This window comes from Streptomyces sp. NBC_01268, from assembly GCF_036240795.1.
In the GTDB taxonomy this organism is placed as follows: Bacteria; Actinomycetota; Actinomycetes; order Streptomycetales; family Streptomycetaceae; genus Streptomyces.
Window position 1 is genome coordinate 706,453 of the sequence record NZ_CP108454.1, and the last position, 18,891, is coordinate 725,343.

The window sequence follows — 18,891 nt, forward strand, 5'->3', positions numbered from 1 at the left end:
GAGGTCCCGGCACCCGTCAGCGTCCGAAGAGGCGGCGCACCGCCACCTCGCGGTAGTGGCGCACGTGGTGCAGCGCGTACGCGGCCGCGGCGTCCGCGTCCGCCGCGGCGATCGCCTCGTACAGCAGGCGGTGCTCCTCCCACAGCGGTCCCGGGTCGTCCACCTGCCGGAACAACCAGCGCAGTCGGCCCTCCAGGGACTCCAGCGCGGTGACGAGCAGGTCGTTGCGCGACATGCGCACGATCTCGGCGTGGAAGGCGGCGTTCGCGCGCGACAGGTCCTCGGGGCCCCCGGAGTCGGTGGCGGCGCGGGCCCGCGCGAGCAGTCTGGCGAGGGCGTCGAGCTCGGTGAGGGTGCGACGTTCGGAGGCGCGGCGGACGGCCAGGACCTCCAGCGCCTCGCGCATGTCGAAGAGGTTCTCGACGTCCTGCGGGGTCATCTCGCGGACCACGATCCGGCGTTGCGAGACGGTCCGCAGGAAGCCCTCGCCGATGAGGATGCGGATCGCCTCCCGCACCGGGACCCGTGAGACGCCGAAGTCCTCGGCCACGTCGCGTTCGACGAGCCGGTCGCCCGGCTTGAGCCGGCCGGCGATGATGCGGTCGCGCAGTCCCTCACAGACCTGGTCGCGGAGCCAGCCCCCTGAGGGGGCGGCCGCGCCGGCGCCGCCCGAGCCGCCCTTCCGCGAGCCCGCGCCCGGCCGCGCCCCCGGCCCCGGTTCCGCCCCGGTCATGTGTCCTCCCGGTGTTCAGGCCTTACCGTATGCCACCCGCGCGCCGCTCCGGCACGACCCCCGGCCGCGGCCCCGCGCCGACCTGCCGTGATCCACTTGACGTGCTCACAGAAGGCACTTAGCTTCGCCTTACCTAACTTCCAGATCCGCGCTCCCCCGCGGCCCGCCCCGAAAGACTCCTGTCATGCCGAGACCCCTGCCGCGCCCGCACCTGACCAGCCCCGCTGCGACGGCGGACGCGGCAGCGCCGCATGAGCTCACCCCCGGCTGGCTCCTCGCGGCGGTCGGCGCGCTCGCCGCCGCCTTCCTCGCCGCCTCCTGCTGGACCTCCGGACACGTGCACGCGGGCGTCACCCTGCAGACCGCCGCCCGGTTCCTGCACGTGGCGAGCCTCGTCGTCGGGCTCGGCTCGGTGCTCGCGGTCGACTGGTTCGCGGTGCTGTGGCTGACCGGGCGGCGACCGCTCGCCGGGGTCCTCGACACCGCCTGCGCGCTCCAGACCCCGATAGGGGCCGGGCTCGGCGGCCTCACCGTCACCGGGCTCTTCCTCCGCCCCGACCTCGGCTCCCCGCTCACCCTGGTCAAGCTGGGCCTCGTGCTCGCCGTCACCCTGAACGGTCTGTACGCCCACCGCCTCGGCCAGCTCCTGGAGCGCTTCCGCGGCAACGGCGCCGTGCCGCGCCGCCTGCTCGTGCGCTCGGCCGCCGCCGCGACCGTCAGCCAGGTGGGCTGGTGGGGCGCGACCTTCATCGGCTTCCTCAACAGCCAGTCCTGACCCCGCCCGACCCCTTCGACCGGTCCTGACCCCCTTTCACCGCCCCCGGTCCGGCCCGGTTTTGGATTGCCGGACGATCATCCATACGATCCTGCGATGATCACGAGAAAACGGCTGGCGACCGGGGCCTGCGGCGCGCTGCTCGCCGCCCTGGCCGTCGGGCTCCTCCCGACGAGTGCCGCCGCCGACGACGGCCCGGCGGCGACGGACTCCCCCAAGGAATCCCCCAAGGTCGAGCTGGTGCTCGACGTCAGCGGCTCGATGCGGCAGCGCGACATCGACGGACAGTCCCGCATGAGCGCCGCGAAGCAGGCCTTCAACGAGGTCCTGGACGCGGTCCCCGAGGAGGTGCGGCTCGGCATACGCACCCTCGGCGCCGACTACCCGGGCCAGGACCGCAAGCGCGGCTGCAAGGACACCCGCCAGCTCTACCCGGTCGGCCCGCTGGACCGCACCGAGGCCAAGACCGCGGTCGCCACCCTCGCCCCCACCGGGTGGACGCCCATCGGTCCGGCGCTGCTCGGCGCCGCCGAGGACCTCAAGGGCGGCGAGGCCACCAAGCGGATCGTGCTCATCACCGACGGCGAGGACACCTGCGCCCCGCTCGACCCGTGCGTGGTCGCCAGGGACATCGCCGCCAAGGGCATCCACCTGGTCATCGACACCCTGGGTCTGGTCCCCGACGCCAAGACCCGCCGCCAGCTGATGTGCATCGCCGAGGCAACCGGCGGCACCTACACCTCCGTGCACCGCACCGAGGAGCTCTCCGGACGCGTACGGCAGCTGGTCGACCGCGCGGCCGACCCGGTCGTCACCCCGGTGGCCGCCACGGGCGCCGAGCGGTGCGCCGACGCCCCGACGCTCAAGCCGGGCCTGTACACCGACCGGCAGACCTTCGGCCGGCACCGCTGGTACCGCGTCGACGTCCTTCCCGGCCAGGAGCTGCGCGCCTCGGTGAGCATCTCGGCCGACCGGGCCGTCAACAACGACTACGGCGTGCTGCTGCGGGCCGTCACCGTGCACGGGCGGGAGATCGTCCGCGGTGCCGAGGCGGGCGACGGGCGCACCGACGTCGTCTCGACCGGTCTGCGCTACCCGAAGGCCGAACTCGACGAGGGCTTCGGCGACGGCGACGCGAAGCCGGCCGCCGAGGTCGTCTGCCTCCAGGTCAGCAACTCGTTCTCCGCTCCCCCGTCGGTCAAGACCACCCCGGGCATGCCGGTCGAGCTCGCCATCGACGTCGTCGACGGCCCCGGCTCGGCCTCCGACGTGGCCTCGTTCGGCCTCGGCCGCGGCTGGTGGCTGCTCGGCGCGCTCGCGCTCGCCGGGTTCCTCGGCGGCCTGCTCTGGGGCTGGCTGTCCCGTTGGCGCCTCGCGGTCTGGAGGACCCACTGATGCCGATCGTCCCCCGCACCCTCGGCCGGCTGACGGCGGGCCTCGCGCTCGCGGGCGCCGCCCTGCTCGGCCCGGCCGCCACGGCCGGGTCCGCCGACACGGCGACGCCCGGTCCGAGCGCCTCGGCGACGGACGCCGGGCCCACCGAGGCCGGCACCTCCTTCCGTACCGCCGCCTTCTTCCGGCAGGGCCAGGAGGCCACGGCGCAGGCGTCCACGGGTGACTACCTGTACTGGGTGTTCCCCGCCGACACCGGACAGCGGCCGACCGTCGACGCGACGGTCACGCTTCCGGACGCCGCCCTGCGGCACGGCTCCTCCGCCTGGCGGATCGACGTGTACGACGGGCTGCGCAGGCGCCAGCCGTGCATGTACGGCATGCAGAGCAGGCTCGCGGCCAAGGAGACGGCCACGGTCAAGCTGACCTGCGTGCTGCGCCCCGTCCGGGCCGCCGCGGACACCTGGTCGAACGACGCGCTGCCCGGCAGCTACTTCGTACGCCTGACGGTGACCGGGCTCCCCGAGGAGGACCTGGGCCAGCCGTTCTCGGCGCGGCTCGCCGCGACCTCGCTCGACAAGGGCGGGGCGTACGCGACGGACGGCGCGCTCGCCGTACCGCTGGTGCCGGGGGCGACCACGCCGGAGACGGTCGAGGCCCGCGCGCCCGAGGACGGCTGGTCCTCGGGCTGGTGGTCGGACCGCTGGATCTGGACGGCCGCCGGCGGTGTGCTGGCCGCCCTCGCGGGGATCGGCGGGTACGTCCTGACCCGCGGCTCCGGCCGCCCGGGCCACGTCCCTCCGACGGCCTGACGGTCCCCCGCCCGCGCTCCGGCCCCCGCCGCTCGTACCCGTACGAGCGGCGGGGGCCGAGTGCTTTCCCCGCCCCGGTGCGCGTCAGAACCCGCCGGGACGGACCAGGCCCGTCTCGTAGGCGTGGACGGCGGCCTGGGTGCGGTCGCGCAGCGACAGCTTGGTGAGGATCCGACTCACGTACGTCTTCACGGTCTGCTCGGCGACCACGAGCCGTCCGGCGATCTCGGCGTTGGACAGGCCCTGCGCGATGAGCGTCAGCACCTCCGTCTCCCGCTCCGTCAGGGCGCCGACCCGGTCCATGAGCGGGGAGCGGGGCGTGGGGCTGAGCCGGGAGAACTCGGCGATGAGCCGCTTGGTCACGTTGGGGGCGAGCAGCGCGTCGCCGCGCGCCACGACCCGTACCGCCTGGGCGAGTTCCTCGGCGGAGGCGTCCTTCAGGAGGAAGCCGGAGGCGCCGGCGCGCAGCGCCTCGTACACGTACTCGTCCAGGTCGAAGGTGGTGAGGACGAGGACCTTGACGGTGGCGTCGGCGGGCGCGGTGAGGATGCGGGTGGCTTCGAGGCCGCCGGTGCCGGGCATCCGGATGTCCATCAGGACGACGTCGGGAGCGAGTTCGGCGGCCTTGGCGACGGCGTCGGCGCCGTCGACGGCCTGACCGACGACCTGGATGCCGGGCTCCGCGTTCAGCAGGACGGTGAAGCCCTGCCTGACCATCACCTGGTCGTCGGCGATGAGCACCCGGATGTCGCGGCCGGCCCCGCCGCCGGGGCCGCCGGGATCGCCGTCACTGCCGGGGCCGCCCGGATCGCCGTGACTGCCGTGACTGCCGTCGGTCATGAACCGTCCTTCGCCGTCGTGCGGGGTGGGTCGAGGAGAGGGGCGGGCAGGGTGGCGGTGACGTCCCAGCCGCCGTCGGGGGTGGGTCCGGCCGCGAGTTCGCCGCCCAGCATGGCGGTGCGTTCCCGCATGCCGAGCAGTCCGTGCCCGGGCTCCCTGCCCCCGCCCGAGGGTACGGGGCCGGCCGCGCGGGTGGCGGCCGTGTTGGTGATCCGTACCGTCAGCCCGTCGGCGTGGTAGTGCGTGGCCACGGCGGCCCGGGCGCCGGGCGCGTGCCGCATGGCGTTGCTCAGGGCCTCCTGGACGATGCGGTACGCGGAGAGTTCGGTGCCCGGGGAGAGCGGCCGCGGTTCGCCGACGGTCTCGGAGGTGACGTGCAGGCCGGTCGCACGGACGTTGGCGAGGAGCTCGCCGAGCCGGTCCAGCGTGGGCTGCGGGGCGTGCCGTACGCCCGCCGCGGCGTCGCCCGCCGCCCCGTCACCGCGCAGGACGCCGAGGACACGGCGCAGTTCGGTCAGGGCGTCGACGGCGTTCTGCCGGATGCCGGCCAGGTTCTCGCGCAGCTCCGGGGACGGGTCCTCGACCAGGTGGGGGGCGACCTGGGCCTGGATGGAGATGACGGACATGTGGTGGGCGACGACGTCGTGGAGCTCGCGGGCGATCCGGCCGCGCTCTTCGAGCAGGGCGCGCCGGGCGCGTTCCTCCGCGGTCAGTTCCTCCTGCTCCACGAGCCGGGTGCGCGAGACGCGGGTCGCGCGCAGCGATGCGCCGACGACGGTCGCGGTGGCGAAGGCGACGGCGCCCGGCAGGAGGGTCGGCAGGTGCGGGACGCCGCCGGGGGCGAGCGCCCCGACTCCGGTGAGCAGGCTGACGCCGAGGGCCGCCGCGGCGGCGACGGGGCGGACGCGCAGGGCGAGGAGCAGGAGGACGAGGGTGTGCAGGGTGATGGCGGCGGCGTTCCAGGGCCATCCGGCGCCGAAGAGGGAGGAGGTGACGTTCATCGACACGAAGAGCCCGGCCGTGGAGAGCCACCAGCCGGCGGCGGGCCGGGTGAGGGCCAGGATCGGGGCGGCCGCCTGGGCGACGACGAGGAGCGTGACGCCACCGGGGAGGGGGTCCATGCTCTGGGCGTCGAGGTTCAGGTTCCAGATGCCCAACAGGACGGTGAGCAGGACGAGATGGGCGTGCGGGAGCCAGTTGAGCCAGCGGTTGCGCGGCAGCGGATCGCGGCGCGTGGTCCACAGGTCCGCGCGCAGGATGCCCGGCGCGGCGCGCAGCGCGCCCTCCCAGCGTGTCGTGTCCTTCACCGTGCTCCCCCTGCCGTGTCCGTGGTCGTGCGGATGATCATCGTGCTGCCCCAGCCTAAGCACGCCGCGACTCCGTCCGGACGCCGGACCGCTGCTCGGCCGGACCGGCCGGCCGGGGCACTCGGATCGCTCGGGACGATCCGCGCGGCGGGGAGGATCCGAGCGGTGGGGACGGGTGGCTCGTGCGTACCGTGCGCGGCGCGCGGCGCGGACGTCCCGGCCGCCGCGTGGCCCGCTCGTACGCGTGGAACGCGGCGCCGCAGATCAGCAGGGCGCCCACGAAGAGGGGGAGCCAGCCGAGGCGGGCGAGGACCCAGGCGTAGCCGTCGGGGACGGTGTGGAGGCCGGTCAGCGGCCCGTGGCCGAGGAGGCCGCCGGTGAGGAGTCCACCGGCGGTGACGGCGATCATCGCGGTCTGGTGCCAGAGGAAGACGGTCATGGCGCACAGGTTGAGCAGGGCGACGGCCGCCCAGGCGGCGGGCCGGCGCAGGGCGCGGCGGAGCGGGCCGAGGAGCAGCACGGCGCCGCCGGACTGGGCCAGGCCGAAGGTGACGGCGGCGAGCGTGGGCGGGTTGAGGTTCGAGACGGGGGCGCCGGGCACGCCGACCATGGAGCCGGGGTAGCCCGCGAAGGCGACGAGCAGTCCGGTGGCGGCGGCGCCGCCCAGCAGCAGGCCCCAGGCCGCGCCGCCGGTCAGCGGGCCGCGGCGGGCGAGGAGGCTGCCGAGGCAGTACGGGACGAGCCAGCCCGCCGGCAGGTTGAGCCAGCCGAGGGCTTCGGGTCCGTCGAACCCGAAGCGGACCAGGTCGACGTGGAGGACGACGGCGAGCGGCCACAGCGGGTGGATCCGGGCGACGAGCGGGGTGGCGGCGGTGAGCGCGGCGAGGACCAACAGGAACCACAGCGGGGAGAGCACCAGCTTGCCGAGCGTGTGGAGGGTCTGCCAGGGCACCCCGCAGGCCAGCATGACGCCGCTCGCGACCGTCCAGACGCCGAGCAGCGGGACGACCGGCCGGAACAGGCGGCGCAGTCGGGCGGAGATCCAGCTCCCGTGGCTCTCGCCGTGGGCCCGGGCGGCGGCGTGACCGCGCGCCGCGACGTGTCCGCCGACGAGGAAGAAGACCGCGAGGGTCTGGAACACCCAGGAGACGGGGGTGAATTCGGGGAGGTGCCCGAGCGGGCTCTCGGCACGCAGGGTGCCGCTGTCGCTGACGAGGGCGGTGACGAGCCAGTGTCCGAGGACCACCCCGAGGATGGCGAAGGCGCGGAGCGCGTCGAGGGCGCGGTCACGCCCGGGCGGGGTGGCGGCTTCGACGCGGTCGACGACGGCGCGGAGCGAGGCGCCGGTCCGGCGGGTGCGCTCAGGCATGGTGGGGCTCCCGTCCGTCGACGATCCTCGCGATGTTCTCCAGCGGTACGGAGCCGGGGACGAGGTAGTCGCTGTGGCCGCCGTCGCCCGCGTCGAAGGTGCGGGCGCCGAAGCCGGCGGCCAAGGGGTCCTCGCCGAAGCCGAGTTCCGAGCCGGGCAGCAGCGGGAGCCGGACGTGCGGGACGTCGCCGATCCAGTCGGCGGCGCCGCGCCCGGCCCAGACGGCGGCCCGGGTGTGCAGGTCGGCGACGGTGTCGGAGCCGGTGCCGGGGCTGCCGTAGAGGACGAGGGCGTCGGCCGGGAGGCCGGCGGCCGCGCGGCCGCAGACCGCGGAGCCGTACGAGTGGCACAGCAGGGTGATGCGGGCGCCGGGCTTCGCTCGGCGCAGCTCGTCGACGAAGGCGCGGAGCGCGGGTGCCGCCTGGTCGGCGCGGCCGGGGGTGAGGGAGGCGGTGCTGCCGGTGGCGGGGGTGCGGTAGCCGAGCCAGGCGACGACGGCGGCGCGGGCGCCGGGGCGACCGGGGAGCGCGTCGTGCAGGGCGACGGCGCCGGCGCGGAAGCGGCCGTAGCGGTCGAGGTCGGTGTCGGCTCCGGGGACGAGCACCGCGATCCGGTCGGCCGCGGCGAGGTCGCCGACGACCTCGGCGGCGCGGCCGCCGTCGCGTCCGTCGAAGGAGAGGAACTGGCGCCCTGGTGCGGCCATGGCGTGCAGCGAGGCCGCTCGCTTGCGCGCCCCGTAGGCGTCGGCGCTCCGCTCGGCCGCCCGTACCGCGGTCCGCGCGGCGGTGTACCGCGCGGCGAGCTCCGCGGAGGTCGCCGAGACGAGCGGTGCGACGGGGGCCGGAGCGGGCGCGGGCACGTCCACGGGCCGGGCGGCCCCGGCGACCGGCACCGCGACGGCGGCGGTGACGAGCGCGGCGAGGAGGGTGCGGCGCAGTCGTCCGGGAGAGGGTGCGCGGCGGGGGCCGCGCGGGAGGGGCGCCATGGGTGTTCCTTCCGTACCGGTGGTCGATCCGGCACCGAAGGTACGAAGCGCGGCGTGTGGTCGGCGTCCCGCCGGGGAGCCAAACCCCTACGTAGCTCTCAGGTATGACGGGTAGTCCGCACGGGGGCGGCGCCGGGCCTGAGGGCGGGCGGTCACTCCCCCGCCGTCCCGGCCGCCCTCTCGTACCGCAGCATCACCACGCCGTTGGGGAAGGTGCGGGTGGCGTCGAGGCGGAGGTCGGCGGTGGCGTCCGTCGGCGCGAGGAGCGGGGTGCCGCGTCCGATCACGACGGGGTGGACGTAGATCTGGTAGGCGTCGATCAGGTCGTGCGCGCGGAAGGAGGCGACCAGGTCTGCGCCGCTGAGGGTGAGGTCGCCGTCGGCCGCGGCGGCGAGCGCGCGGACCTCGGCCGGGTCGACGCGCGGGACCACCGTGGTGTTCCAGTCGGCGTGGTCCAGGGTGGTGGAGTAGACGGTCTTCGGCATCGTGCGCCAGATCCCGGCGAACTCCCTCACCGCGGGGGAGGCCGCCGGGTCGGCGTCGGCCGTGGGCCAGAAGTCGGCCATCAGCTGGTGGGTGCGGCGGCCGCTGAGGAACCGGCCCATGGTGGCGAGTTGCTCGTTGAAGTGGAGATGCAGCTCCTCGTCGACGCGGTGCCACGCGATGTCGTGGTCCGGTCCCTCGGTGTAGCCGTCCAGGGACACGCCCGCGAACAGAACGATCTTTCCCGGCATCTGGTGCACGCCCTCTCGTAGGGAGGGCCCCGGCCGTGTCAGACCATGCGGCGGGCGCCCTCCTTGATGGCCTCTCGGATACGGTTATAGGTTCCGCAGCGGCAGATGTTGCGGATCTGGTCGAGATCGGCCTCGTCGACCTCGCGTCCGGCCTCGTGGGCGCGGCGCACGGCCGCCACGGCGGTCATGATCTGGCCGGGCTGGCAGTAGCCGCACTGGGCCACGTCGATGTCGAGCCAGGCCTCCTGCATCGGGTGGAGGTCCCTGCCGACGGTCGCGGGCAGGCCCTCGATGGTGGTGACCTCGTCATCGGGCGTGAGGTCCTTCACCGGTACGGCGCAGGGTGTGAAGGCGCGGCCGTTGAGGTGGCTCGTACACGCCTGGCAGACGCCGACGCCGCAGCCGTACTTGGGTCCGGTGACGCCGAGGACGTCCCGGAGCACCCAGAGCAGGCGGACGTCGTCCTCGACCTCGGCGGTGACGGCCTTGCCGTTGAGGATGAAGGTGTGCTGGGGCACGGTGGCTCCTGGTTCCTGCCGGAGACCGGCGTCAGAGGGCGCGGGTGCGGCCGTCGGTGGGGGAGGCGGGGATGGGCGGGACGGTCGGCAGCGGCGTGAACGGCAGCGGCTCGGCGTGGTTGACCGGGAAGCTGGTCGGCATCGTGCCGGTGGCCCGGCCGTAGGCGCAGGCGACGGCGGCCGCGGCCGCTCCGACGGCCAGCTCGCCGGCGCCGCCGGGCTTGTCGCCCGTCGGCGGCATGACGATGATCTCCAGCTCGGGCGGGGTGTTCCACTGCCGGGTGTAGTAGTAGTTGTCCCAGCTGCTCTCCTGGAAGTGCCCGTCCTTCAGGTGGAGGCCGGAGGTGAGCGTGAGGGCGATGCCGTCGATGATGCCGCCCATCATCTGGGCCTCCAGGCCGCGCGGGTTGACGGCGAGGCCGACGTCGACGGCGCACACGACCTTGGTGACGCGCGGGCCCGTGTAGGCGTCGCGCACCTTCCGTCCGGTGGTGGCGGGGCGGCAGTCGATCTCGGCGAGCACGGCGACGAAGGCGTGGTACTCGGGGTGGACGGCGATGCCCTGCGCGGTGCCGGGCTCCATCCGCCGGCCCCAGCCGCCGACCTCGGCGACCTTGTCGAGCACGGCGCGCGCCCGCTCGTCCTTCAGGAGGCGGCGGCGCAGCGCGAGGGCGTCCTGCCCCATCCGCTTGGCGAGCTCGTCGAGGACGAGCTCCTGCGCGCAGCGCACGTTCGGCGAGTAGATGTTGCGCATGGAGCCGGTGTTGAAGCCGGTGTCGACCTCGTTGAGGAGCTGGGTGGTGAGGCCGAGGTGGTACGGGCTCGCCTGGGTGAGCTGGAACATCGTCTCGGAGAACGCCAGGTTCGCGACGGGGAGCTGGGCGACCTCGGAGGTGATGATCTCGCCGATGCCGTGCCCGAAGTCGGTCGCGACGGAGGTGTGCCGCTGCTCGTACGTGAGGACCTCGCCCAGCGCGTACGTGGCGCGCACCCGGGACGTGGCCATCGGGTGGGTACGCCCCTGCCGGAAGTCGTCCGTGCGGTGCCACATGAGTCGGACGGGCTTGCCCATCTTCCGGGAGATCTCGGCCGCCTCTCCGGCCGCGTCGTGGAACAGCTTGCGTCCGAACGAGCCGCCGCCCTCGGTGACGTGGACGGTGACGGCGCCGAGGGGCAGGCCGAGCTGGAGGGCGATCTTCTCCTGGGCGACGATCGGCGACTTCAGGCTCGCCCAGATCTCGGCGGAGCCGGGGCGCACGTCGGCGACGGCGCAGTTCGTCTCCAGGGCGCCGTTGCTGGCGAAGGCGAAGGTGAAGCGGGCGTCGACCGACTTGGTGAGCAGGTCCAGCGGCGGTACGACGAGGGGCAGTTCGGCCCGGCGGAGTTCCTGGAGGACGGTGGCGTCGGAGGCTCCCTCGGCGGTGCCGGGCCCCCAGGTGACCTTCAGGGCGCGGACCGCGTCGATGCACTGGCCGAAGGTGCGGCCCCGGACGGCGACGCCGGTGGAGACGGTGACGACGTCGGTGATGCCGGGCAGGGCCTTCACCTCGGCGAGGTTGTCCACCGAGCGCACGGTGCCGTTGATCGTCGGCGGGCGGCAGACCATCGTGGGCAGTGCCCCGGGCACCTGGACGTCCATCGCGAACTTCTTGCGCCCGGTGACGGCTTCGAGCGCGTCGACGCGCCCCCGTCCGGTGCCGATGACGCGGAACTCCTCCGGGTCCTTGAGGGTGACGGAGACCTGCGTGTCGGTGAGCGCGGCGGCCTTCACGGCGAGGTCGCCGTAGCTGAGGCTCACTCCGGCGGTGGAGGTGATGACGCCCGCCTTGGCGGTGAGCGTGCCGACGACCTCGCCGAGTTCGAGCGCGGCGGCGCGCAGCAGCCGGCCGCGGGCGACGGCGGCGGCCACGCGGATCGGGGTGAAGGTCGAGATGGTGGTGTTGGAGCCACCGGTGAGCTGGTTGAAGAGCAGCTCGGGGCGGGCGTCGGCGAGGGTGACCCGGACCCGTTCCACGGGCAGGTCGAGCTCCTCGGCGATGATCATCGCGGTGGAGGTGGTGATGCCCTGGCCGACCTCGGCGCGGGGCAGTGCGAAGTGGGCGGTGCCGTCGGGGTCGACCCGGATGGTGATGAGGTTCGCCGTCGGCAGGGCGGCGTGCGTGAGCATGTCGTTCAGGTCGTAGATGTCCGCCGGCCCGGGGAGGGACGGCACGACGCCCGGGACCGCGGCGGCGGCGGGCGTGGGCGCGAGGACGTCCACGCCGACCTGGGCGGCGACGGTGAGGGTCGGCGCCGCCAGTACGTACCCGAGGAATCGGCGCCGGCCGATGCCGCGGGGCGGCGCGGCCTCCTGCTCGTGCTGTGCGGCGCGGTCCTGCGCTGTCATCGGCGCTGCCCTTTCGATGCGGGGTGAGGGGTGAGGGGTCGTGCGGTGCCGGATACGGCGTGCTGCGTGCTGCGTGCTGCGTGCTGCGTGCCGGGTGGGTGCGGATGGTGCTTGCCAGTCGCCACCCAGTGGATCATCACCCGTTCGGGCCAGCGGCAGGGCCCGAACGGTTCGGCTTTCACCCGGGGCACGCCAAGTTCTCACGCCCACGGCGGGGAATAGCGGGCGGGGTCGCCCGGTTGCGCACTCCCATAGCGGCGAACCGCGCCACCCGCTCGAGAAGGAAGACACTCATGAAGATCGGCATCATCGGGGCAGGCAACATCGGCGGCAACCTCACCCGCCGCCTCACCGCCCTCGGGCACGAGGTGTCCGTCGCCAACTCCCGCGGCCCGCAGACGCTCGCCGCCCTCGCCGAGGAGACCGGGGCGACCCCGGTCCCGGTCACGGAGGCGGCCCGCGGCGCGCAGATCGTCGTCGTGACGATCCCCCTGAAGGCGATCCCCGACCTCCCGGCGACCGGCCTGTTCGACGGGGCGGCCGAGGGCTTCGCCGTCCTGGACACCGGCAACTACTACCCCCGCGAGCGCGACGGGCGCATCGCCGCCATCGAGGACGAGGGCCTGACCGAGAGCCGCTGGACCGAGACCCACCTGGGCCACCCGGTGATCAAGGCCTTCAACGGCACGTACGCCCAGGACATCCTCGACCGCCACCGCCCGTCCGGCGACCCCGAGCGCATCGCGCTGCCGGTCGCGGGCGACGACGAGCGGGCCAAGAAGGCCGTCCGCGAACTCATCGACGAGCTCGGCTTCGACACGGTCGACGCGGGCGGCATCGACGACTCCTGGCGCCAGCAGCCCGACACCCCCGTCTACGGCCTCCGCGGCGGGGTCGAGGCGGTCGAACGCGCCCTGGCGGAGGCTTCGCCGGAGCGTCCGCAGTCCTTCCGCGCCTGACGGCGGCCGGGCCCCCTGCCGTGATCGAATCCGCGCGCGTCGCCGCCACCCGTGCCTCCTACGACGCCGTCGCCGCCTCCTACGAGCGGCTGCTCGCCGACGAGCTGGCGGGGAAGCCGTGGGACCGGGGGATGCTCGCGGCCTTCGCCGAGGAAGTGCGGGTACGGGGCGCGGGGCCGGTCGGTGATCTCGGGTGCGGGACCGGACGGGTGACGCGCCATCTGCGTCGGCTCGGGACGGACGTGTTCGGCCTGGACCTGTCGCCGGGGATGATCGCGGTCGCCCGCGAGAGCCACCCGGAGCTGCGGTTCGAGGTCGGTTCGATGACCGCGCTCGATCTGGCGGACGGGTCGCTGGGCGGAGTGCTGTCCTGGTACTCGACCGTCCACCTGCCGACGGCTGAACTGTGCGACGCCTTCGCGGAGTTCCGGCGCGTCCTGGTGCCCGGCGGGCCGCTGCTCGTCGCGTTCAAGGCGGGCGACGGGCAGGTCCGCCTGGAACGGGCGTACGGGCACGAGGTCGACCTCGACGTCTACCGCCACCCGGTCGAGCGCGTCACCTCGCTGCTCACCGACACGGGGTTCTCCGTGACCGCGCGCCTGGTGCGCGGGCCGGACCCGGACGAGGCGACCCCGCAGGGCTTCCTGCTCGCCCACCGGGCGGACTGACCCCACGCGCCCCGCGCCGTCGCGAGGGCCCGGCCCCGGCAGTCCCGCAGCTGTGTGCGGGACATCCGCGCCCGCTGGCCGCCGCCCGCGATCAGGGCGTTCACCGACACCATCGGGTCGCCCCCGGCGGTCCGCGCCACGAGTGCCCCGACCACGAGCGGCAGCAGCGCCACCGCGAGGGCCGAACCGGTGGCGGTGGCCGTGGCGGTGACGTGACGCAGGGGGCGGGAGCCCTGGGCGGTGCGGCGCGGGGTGTGCGTGTTCATGGCGACAGTTCACCAGCGGCGTGGGGTACGGGGCACCGTGCGAGGTACTCAGACGGCCGGGCGTCGGGTACTCATCCTCCGGCGTCCGACGCCCGTTCCTCGTACCGTGCCCGGTCCGGGGTTCGCCTGGGTGACGGCGTGCTCGAATGAACGGGGCGCACCGGAGCGGACGTCCGGTGCGCCCTCGACCGGACGGAACGCGCCAAGGCGTTCCTTCGACGCATCGACGCATCGTGGAGGCGGAACGCCTGTGACTCATCTGTCCGCACACCCTGTCCTGGTGGTCCAGCACGAGGCCGACGCCGGCCCCGGCCTGGTCGGCGAGCGGCTCCGCGCGGCCGGGCTCGACCTCCGGGTCCATCACCCCTGGCGCGGCGAGGAGTTGCCCGCCGCGTCCAGCGGCTGGGCGGGGCTGCTCGTCCTCGGTGGTGCCCCCAACTGCGAGGACGACACGGCCGCGCCCTGGCTGCCGCGCGTCCGGGAGCTGATACGGGGGGCCGTCGACGACGGCGTGCCGGTCCTGGGCATCTGTCTCGGCGGGCAGATGCTGGCCCATGCCCTGGGCGGGCGCGTCGGCCGGCGCCCGCAGGGGCCCGAGGTCGGGGCCGTACCGCTGCGCCGGCTGCCCGCCGCCGACGCCGATCCGGTGCTCGGCGCGGTGCCCGAGGGAGCGCTCGCCGCCCAGTGGCACTGGGACGAGATCGAGGCGCTGCCGGCCGGCGCGGTGCCGTTGCTGACCGGGGACGACTGCCCGTACCAGGCCTTCCGGGTCGGGCCCCGGGCGTGGGGCGTGCAGTTCCACCCCGAGGTCCTCGCGGACGCGATCGCGGACTGGGCGGGCTCGGACGGGCCCGCCGTACGCGGGGCGGGCGGGGATCCGGACGGCGCGATCGCCTCCGTGCGGGAGGCGGAGCCCGAGCTGCGCGCGGTCTGGGGCGCGGTGGCCGAGGCGTGGGGCGCCGTCGTGTGCGAGGCGGCGGAAGCGGAGGGCGTGCGCGTCACGGTGCCGGGCCCTCGCGCCGGCGAGCACGAACGCGCGTGACGGCGGGCCCGGGGGCGCGGGAATGATGGGATGGTCCGTGCGCACGCGTTCGTGTGCGCACGGACCGCAGTGAGGAGCAGTGCCGCCCATGGCCGAGTACCGGATCGAGACCGTCCGCACCGGATACCGCACCTGGACCGCCCGCAACGACCGGGGCGCCGAGGTGCACATCGGCGCCGCCGACGACGCCGACGCCCAGCCCTCGTTCACACCCGTCGAACTGCTGCTCGCGGCGATGGGCGGATGCGGCGGCATGGTGATCGACCGGACGGCGCGGGCCGTCGACCACGACGACCTGCGGATCGTGGTCGAGGGCGTGGCCGGTCCCGAGGACGACGGGCGGGTCGGGCGGATCCGGGTCAGTTACGAGTTCGAACTGCCCGACAACAACCCGCGTGCGGCGGACGTGTTCGCCCGAGGGGTGCGGCTCACGCACGAGAAGTTCTGCACGGTGAGCCGGACCGTCGAGCACGGCGCGGAGGTGGAGGCGATCCTCCCGGACGGCACCGTCGGCTTCCGGGCCGGCTGAGCCCGCCGGACACGGCGACTCCCACCCTGGCCCGACCCGACCCGGCACCGCCCGGCCGCGGCCCTCCTACTCCTCGATGGCGCCTCCGATCGCGCGCAAGTGCCGACGGAAGGTGTACGCGGGGTCCTGGGCCCGCTGTTCCAGGTAGGCGTCGAAACGGGTCTGGTCGCGGAGGGTCTGCCCGGCCCTGATCAGCCGGGCTTGATTCCGCTCGGTGCGGAAGATTCCCTCGGCGGTCTCCAGTACGGCCTCCGCGCGGTCCGCCGCCACGAACAGCACGCCGTCGTCGTCGGCGAACACCACGTCGTCCGCGCCGACGGTGTGCTCGCCGACGCGGGCGCTGCCGAGCGCTTCCGGCCCGCGCGGGTCGAGGCGCACCGGGCCGGGAGCGTGCGCCCCGTAGGAGAACACCGGCAGCCCGATCTCCACCAGGTCGGGCGTGTCCCGGTGCAGCCCCCACACGACGACGGCCGCGACCCCGACCGTCCCGGCCTCCAGGACGGCGAGGTCCCCGATGCAGGCCTCGTCCCTGCGGCCCTCGTTGTCGATGACGAGCACGTCGCCGGGGGCGGCGCGGGTGTAGGCCTCCAGGAAGACGTCGACGCTGCCGTAGTGCCGTACGGGCAGCGCGCGGCCGGCGACCCGGCGCCCGGGGAGCACGGGCAGGATGCCGGCGGGCGCGGCCCGCAGCGGTTCCCCGAGGCGGACGCAGGCGTCGGCGATCAGCGGGGTGGCGAGCCCGGCGAAGCGCTTGTCCAGTGCGCTGAGGCCGGCGAATCCGGCGAGAGCGGCGGACTCGATCGGCTCCGCGGGCGTTGTCGTCACGGCGGGCTCGGTGCGCCTGGTGGGCCCGGTGGGCCCGGTGCGCCCGGCGGACTCCGCGGGATCGGCGGACTCGTTCACGGCGTGCTCCCTTCGACGGGGTGGGAGGTCCGGATGCTAGCCGAGCCGGCGGGTCACGAAAGGGCCAGTGGGCGGGTGTTGGCCCCTGCCGGGTCTTGGGCGGGCGGGGTACCGTCCGACGGGACCGCAGGGTGACGGGGACCAGAGGAGACTTCCACCGTGATCGTGATTGCGCACTTCAGCGACATCCACGTCGACGCCTCGCCGCGCAGCAGGGAGCGGACGCTGGCCGTGACGGAGTTCCTGGACTCGCTCCCGTACGCCTTCGACGCGGTCGTCGCCACCGGCGACCTGGCCGATCACGGCGCGGAGGCGGAGTACGCGTGGATCCGTGAGCACGTGCTGGGCTCCCGGCACCCTCTGCTCGCCTGTCCGGGCAACCACGACCGCAGGGACGTGTTCCGGCGCGTGCTGCTCGGTGCGGAACCGGCGGTCCCGGAGGCGCCGGTGAACCAGGTGCTGCGCGCGGACGGTTTCGTCCTCGCGCTGTGCGACTCCTCGGTGCCGGGCAAGGACGAGGGGTTCCTGGAGGAGGAGACGCTGGACTGGCTGGCGGCGGAGCTGGCCCGCACGCCCGAGGACGTCCCCGTGTTCGTGGGCTTCCACCATCCGCCGGTCACGCTCGGCATCCCGTTCGTGGACGGGCTCCGCCAGTTCGGCGAGGAGCGGCTCGCGACGCTGGTGCGCCGGCACCCGAACGTCGTCGCGCTGCTGTGCGGGCACGCCCACACCGGCGCGGCCACCACGTTCGCGGGCCGGCCGCTGCTGGTCGCGCCCGGCGTGGTGTCGACGTCCAAGCTGCCCTGGGAGCAGAACGGCGGTCCGCGGGACTACGTGTACCGGGACGAGTCGGCGCCGGCGCTCGCCTTCCACGTGTTCGACGCGGGCCGGGTGACGACGCACTACCGGAGCGTGCCGGTGCGCTGACGGCCGGCACCCGTACCCCGGCGTACCGGCGCGCTCCTGCCCCTCCCTCGGGCTCAGCCCAGCCAGATCTCGCGGACCGCCTTCAGCGGGTCCTCCGCCACCTCCGGCGTGGTGTTCCAGAGCATCGTCGCGCGGTCGCCGGAGGTGTACGCGGGCCACCCCTCCCCCGGATTCCGCTCGGTGACGAACGAAACCCAGGCGCGGTGCATGGCGTCGGCCAGCGCCTGCGGCGGGTTGTCGCCCGCGGCGGCCGTGACGCCCTCCGCGTCGAGCAGGTCGAAGGCGTAGGGCAGGTCGAGGCAGTGGAAGGACTGCCCGTTGAGCGGCGAGGTCCAGTCGAACTGGTAGAGCCAGGTGGGCTCGCCGCGCTCGGCGCGTGCGTCGGCGACCGCGAGGGACGGCGCGCGGAAGGTCGCGTCGGTCAGGGCGTGGCCGAAGAGGGCGGCCGGGGCGGTGCCGGCGTACGTCGCCGCGAAGGCGTCCGCCCCCGCCTCGTCGAGGCCGAGTCCGCCGAGCAGCAGAGGGAGCGGCAGCGGATCGCCGTCGGGGCCGGCGGTGGGCGTGGGGATCATGTTGAACTCGTGGGCGGTGAAGCCCAGCATCAGCGGCACCCCGGCTCCGCCGTCGCCGGTGGTGAGCGCGTCGAGGACGGGCTCGGGGATCAGGTCGCCGTCGGCGAAGGGCACGAGGGAGAGGATCGGCGGCAGGCCCAGGACCTCGCGGTCCGGCCCCGGCTCGCCGAGCCGGTCCTGGAGGTCGAGGATCTCGGCGTCGCCGAGGTCCTGGAGGGCGGCCGCGGTGGCCGGGAGGCCCGTGCGGGCGGTGAAGAGCTGCGCGACGGCGCGGGCGACCCGGGGGCCGTCGGGGCGCGTGACGGCACCGGACACGGAGATCACGCCGCGGAACAGCTCCCGGGCGGACGGGACCGCGAGGAGGGTCTGGACGGCGCCGCCGCCCGCCGACTGGCCGGCGATGGTGACCTTGGCGGGGTCGCCGCCGAAGCGGGCGATGTTGTCGCGGACCCACTCCAGGGCCGCGATCCAGTCCCGCACGCCGCGGTTGTCGGGCGCGTCGTCCAGGTGGAGGAAGCCCTCGATGCCGAGCCGGTAGCCCAGGGAGACGAGCACGACGCCATCGCGGTTGAACGCGGCGCCGTCGTACCAGGGGCTCGCGGCGGAGCCCGCGACGTAGCCGCCGCCGTGGATCCAGACGAGCACCGGCAGGGCCGCGTCCGCGTCCGGCGCCGGGGTGAAGACGTTGAGGTTGAGGACGCCGTCGCCGGGGATGGTCGGCTCCGGGATGGTGGTGACGTCCGCGAACGGGCGGCGCTGCGCGGTCGGTCCGTACGCGGTGGCGTCCAGCGGTTCGGTCCAGGGCTCCGGCGGCACGGGCGCGGCGAAGCGGAGCGGGCCGACCGGCGGCTGGGCGTACGGGATGCCGAGGAATCGGCAGCTCCCGTCGGCCCGGCGCTCGCCGCGGACGGGGCCGCGGGTGGTGGTGACGAGGGGCGGGTTGGTGCCGGTCATGGGGGCTCCTGTCGGTGCTCGGAACGGTTCGCTTGACGCTCTTGACGGGCTTGAGGTCGAGGGCGCCGGCCGGGCGGCATGGCGCTGCTGCCTTCCTGGTCGGGCCGCCGGGGGTGCCCGGGGCGGTTCCCTCGCCGGGCTCGCCGGCCTCGTCTGCCTCGACTTCTCCGTCGGGCACGTCCACAGCCTCCGGCCGGAAGGCCATTTACGTCAACGGTCG

General features: G+C 74.7%; 19 protein-coding genes. 9 read left to right on the top strand and 10 right to left on the bottom strand.

All coding sequences use genetic code 11. The features are described 5' to 3' along the window. Nucleotides 1-16 precede the first annotated feature (16 nt). On the bottom strand, nt 17-733 hold the full coding sequence (locus OG309_RS02985; RefSeq protein WP_329418125.1) for a GntR family transcriptional regulator: 717 nt from the start codon (nt 731-733) through the stop codon (nt 17-19). Nucleotides 734-917: 184 nt separating this feature from the next. Here OG309_RS02985 and OG309_RS02990 point away from each other — a divergent pair, with 184 nt between their 5' ends. From OG309_RS02990 to OG309_RS03000, 3 genes are all read left to right on the top strand, one after another. Next, a complete protein-coding gene (locus tag OG309_RS02990; protein ID WP_329418126.1) occupies nt 918-1,508 on the top strand; it encodes a hypothetical protein in 591 nt (196 codons plus the stop codon). 96 nt (nt 1,509-1,604) lie between these two features. Then, nucleotides 1,605-2,903 carry a VWA domain-containing protein gene (locus OG309_RS02995; RefSeq protein WP_329418127.1) on the top strand — a complete coding sequence of 433 codons (1,299 nt, stop codon included), beginning with the start codon at nt 1,605-1,607 and terminating at the stop codon, nt 2,901-2,903. Then, nucleotides 2,903-3,712, top strand: coding sequence for a hypothetical protein (locus OG309_RS03000; protein WP_329418128.1), 810 nt, complete (start codon nt 2,903-2,905; stop codon nt 3,710-3,712). Before OG309_RS02995 ends, OG309_RS03000 begins: the two co-directional genes overlap by 1 nt. An 84-nt stretch (nt 3,713-3,796) precedes the next feature. On the opposite strand, the gene OG309_RS03005 is transcribed toward OG309_RS03000, so the two are convergent. The 7 genes from OG309_RS03005 to OG309_RS03035 form a co-directional block, all read right to left on the bottom strand. Beyond that, on the bottom strand, nt 3,797-4,552 hold the full coding sequence (locus OG309_RS03005; protein ID WP_329418129.1) for a response regulator transcription factor: 756 nt from the start codon (nt 4,550-4,552) through the stop codon (nt 3,797-3,799). Beyond that, the gene (locus OG309_RS03010) at nt 4,549-5,859 is read right to left on the bottom strand and encodes a sensor histidine kinase (RefSeq protein ID WP_329418130.1); all 1,311 of its coding nucleotides are present in this window, start codon (nt 5,857-5,859) and stop codon (nt 4,549-4,551) included. The genes OG309_RS03005 and OG309_RS03010 overlap by 4 nt, the downstream gene beginning before the upstream one ends. 55 nt (nt 5,860-5,914) lie before the next feature. Then, nucleotides 5,915-7,228: an acyltransferase family protein gene (locus tag OG309_RS03015; protein ID WP_329418131.1), complete on the bottom strand. Its 1,314-nt coding sequence runs from the start codon at nt 7,226-7,228 to the stop codon at nt 5,915-5,917. Further along, nucleotides 7,221-8,213, bottom strand: coding sequence for an alpha/beta hydrolase (locus tag OG309_RS03020; protein WP_329418132.1), 993 nt, complete (start codon nt 8,211-8,213; stop codon nt 7,221-7,223). The genes OG309_RS03015 and OG309_RS03020 overlap by 8 nt, the downstream gene beginning before the upstream one ends. Before the next feature lie 152 nt (nt 8,214-8,365). Continuing rightward, on the bottom strand, nt 8,366-8,947 hold the full coding sequence (locus tag OG309_RS03025) for a dihydrofolate reductase family protein (protein WP_329418133.1): 582 nt from the start codon (nt 8,945-8,947) through the stop codon (nt 8,366-8,368). Nucleotides 8,948-8,985: 38 nt separating this feature from the next. After that, a complete protein-coding gene (locus tag OG309_RS03030) occupies nt 8,986-9,465 on the bottom strand; it encodes a (2Fe-2S)-binding protein (protein ID WP_329418134.1) in 480 nt (159 codons plus the stop codon). 31 nt (nt 9,466-9,496) lie between these two features. Next, nucleotides 9,497-11,851 carry a molybdopterin cofactor-binding domain-containing protein gene (locus tag OG309_RS03035; protein ID WP_329418135.1) on the bottom strand — a complete coding sequence of 785 codons (2,355 nt, stop codon included), beginning with the start codon at nt 11,849-11,851 and terminating at the stop codon, nt 9,497-9,499. 104 nt (nt 11,852-11,955) lie between these two features. Here OG309_RS03035 and OG309_RS03040 point away from each other — a divergent pair, with 104 nt between their 5' ends. From OG309_RS03040 to OG309_RS03060, 5 genes are all read left to right on the top strand, one after another. Then, a complete protein-coding gene (locus OG309_RS03040) occupies nt 11,956-12,810 on the top strand; it encodes an NADPH-dependent F420 reductase (RefSeq protein WP_329418136.1) in 855 nt (284 codons plus the stop codon). 20 nt (nt 12,811-12,830) lie between these two features. Further along, nucleotides 12,831-13,478: a class I SAM-dependent DNA methyltransferase gene (locus OG309_RS03045; protein WP_329418137.1), complete on the top strand. Its 648-nt coding sequence runs from the start codon at nt 12,831-12,833 to the stop codon at nt 13,476-13,478. A gap of 54 nt (nt 13,479-13,532) precedes the next feature. Next, complete coding sequence (locus tag OG309_RS03050) at nt 13,533-13,694, top strand: hypothetical protein (RefSeq protein WP_329418138.1); 162 nt, start codon at nt 13,533-13,535, stop codon at nt 13,692-13,694. A 330-nt stretch (nt 13,695-14,024) separates the two neighbouring features. Beyond that, complete coding sequence (locus OG309_RS03055; protein ID WP_329418139.1) at nt 14,025-14,786, top strand: type 1 glutamine amidotransferase; 762 nt, start codon at nt 14,025-14,027, stop codon at nt 14,784-14,786. Nucleotides 14,787-14,874: 88 nt separating this feature from the next. Next, nucleotides 14,875-15,315, top strand: coding sequence for an OsmC family protein (locus tag OG309_RS03060; protein WP_329418140.1), 441 nt, complete (start codon nt 14,875-14,877; stop codon nt 15,313-15,315). A 66-nt stretch (nt 15,316-15,381) separates the two neighbouring features. On the opposite strand, the gene OG309_RS03065 is transcribed toward OG309_RS03060, so the two are convergent. After that, nucleotides 15,382-16,074 carry an RraA family protein gene (locus tag OG309_RS03065; protein WP_329428100.1) on the bottom strand — a complete coding sequence of 231 codons (693 nt, stop codon included), beginning with the start codon at nt 16,072-16,074 and terminating at the stop codon, nt 15,382-15,384. A 303-nt stretch (nt 16,075-16,377) separates the two neighbouring features. On the opposite strand from OG309_RS03065, the gene OG309_RS03070 reads away from it, so the two are divergent. Beyond that, nucleotides 16,378-17,145 carry a metallophosphoesterase gene (locus tag OG309_RS03070; protein ID WP_329418141.1) on the top strand — a complete coding sequence of 256 codons (768 nt, stop codon included), beginning with the start codon at nt 16,378-16,380 and terminating at the stop codon, nt 17,143-17,145. 53 nt (nt 17,146-17,198) lie between these two features. Here the strand turns inward: OG309_RS03070 and OG309_RS03075 are convergent, their stop codons facing one another. Further along, on the bottom strand, nt 17,199-18,671 hold the full coding sequence (locus tag OG309_RS03075; RefSeq protein ID WP_329418142.1) for a carboxylesterase/lipase family protein: 1,473 nt from the start codon (nt 18,669-18,671) through the stop codon (nt 17,199-17,201). Nucleotides 18,672-18,891 lie beyond the last annotated feature (220 nt).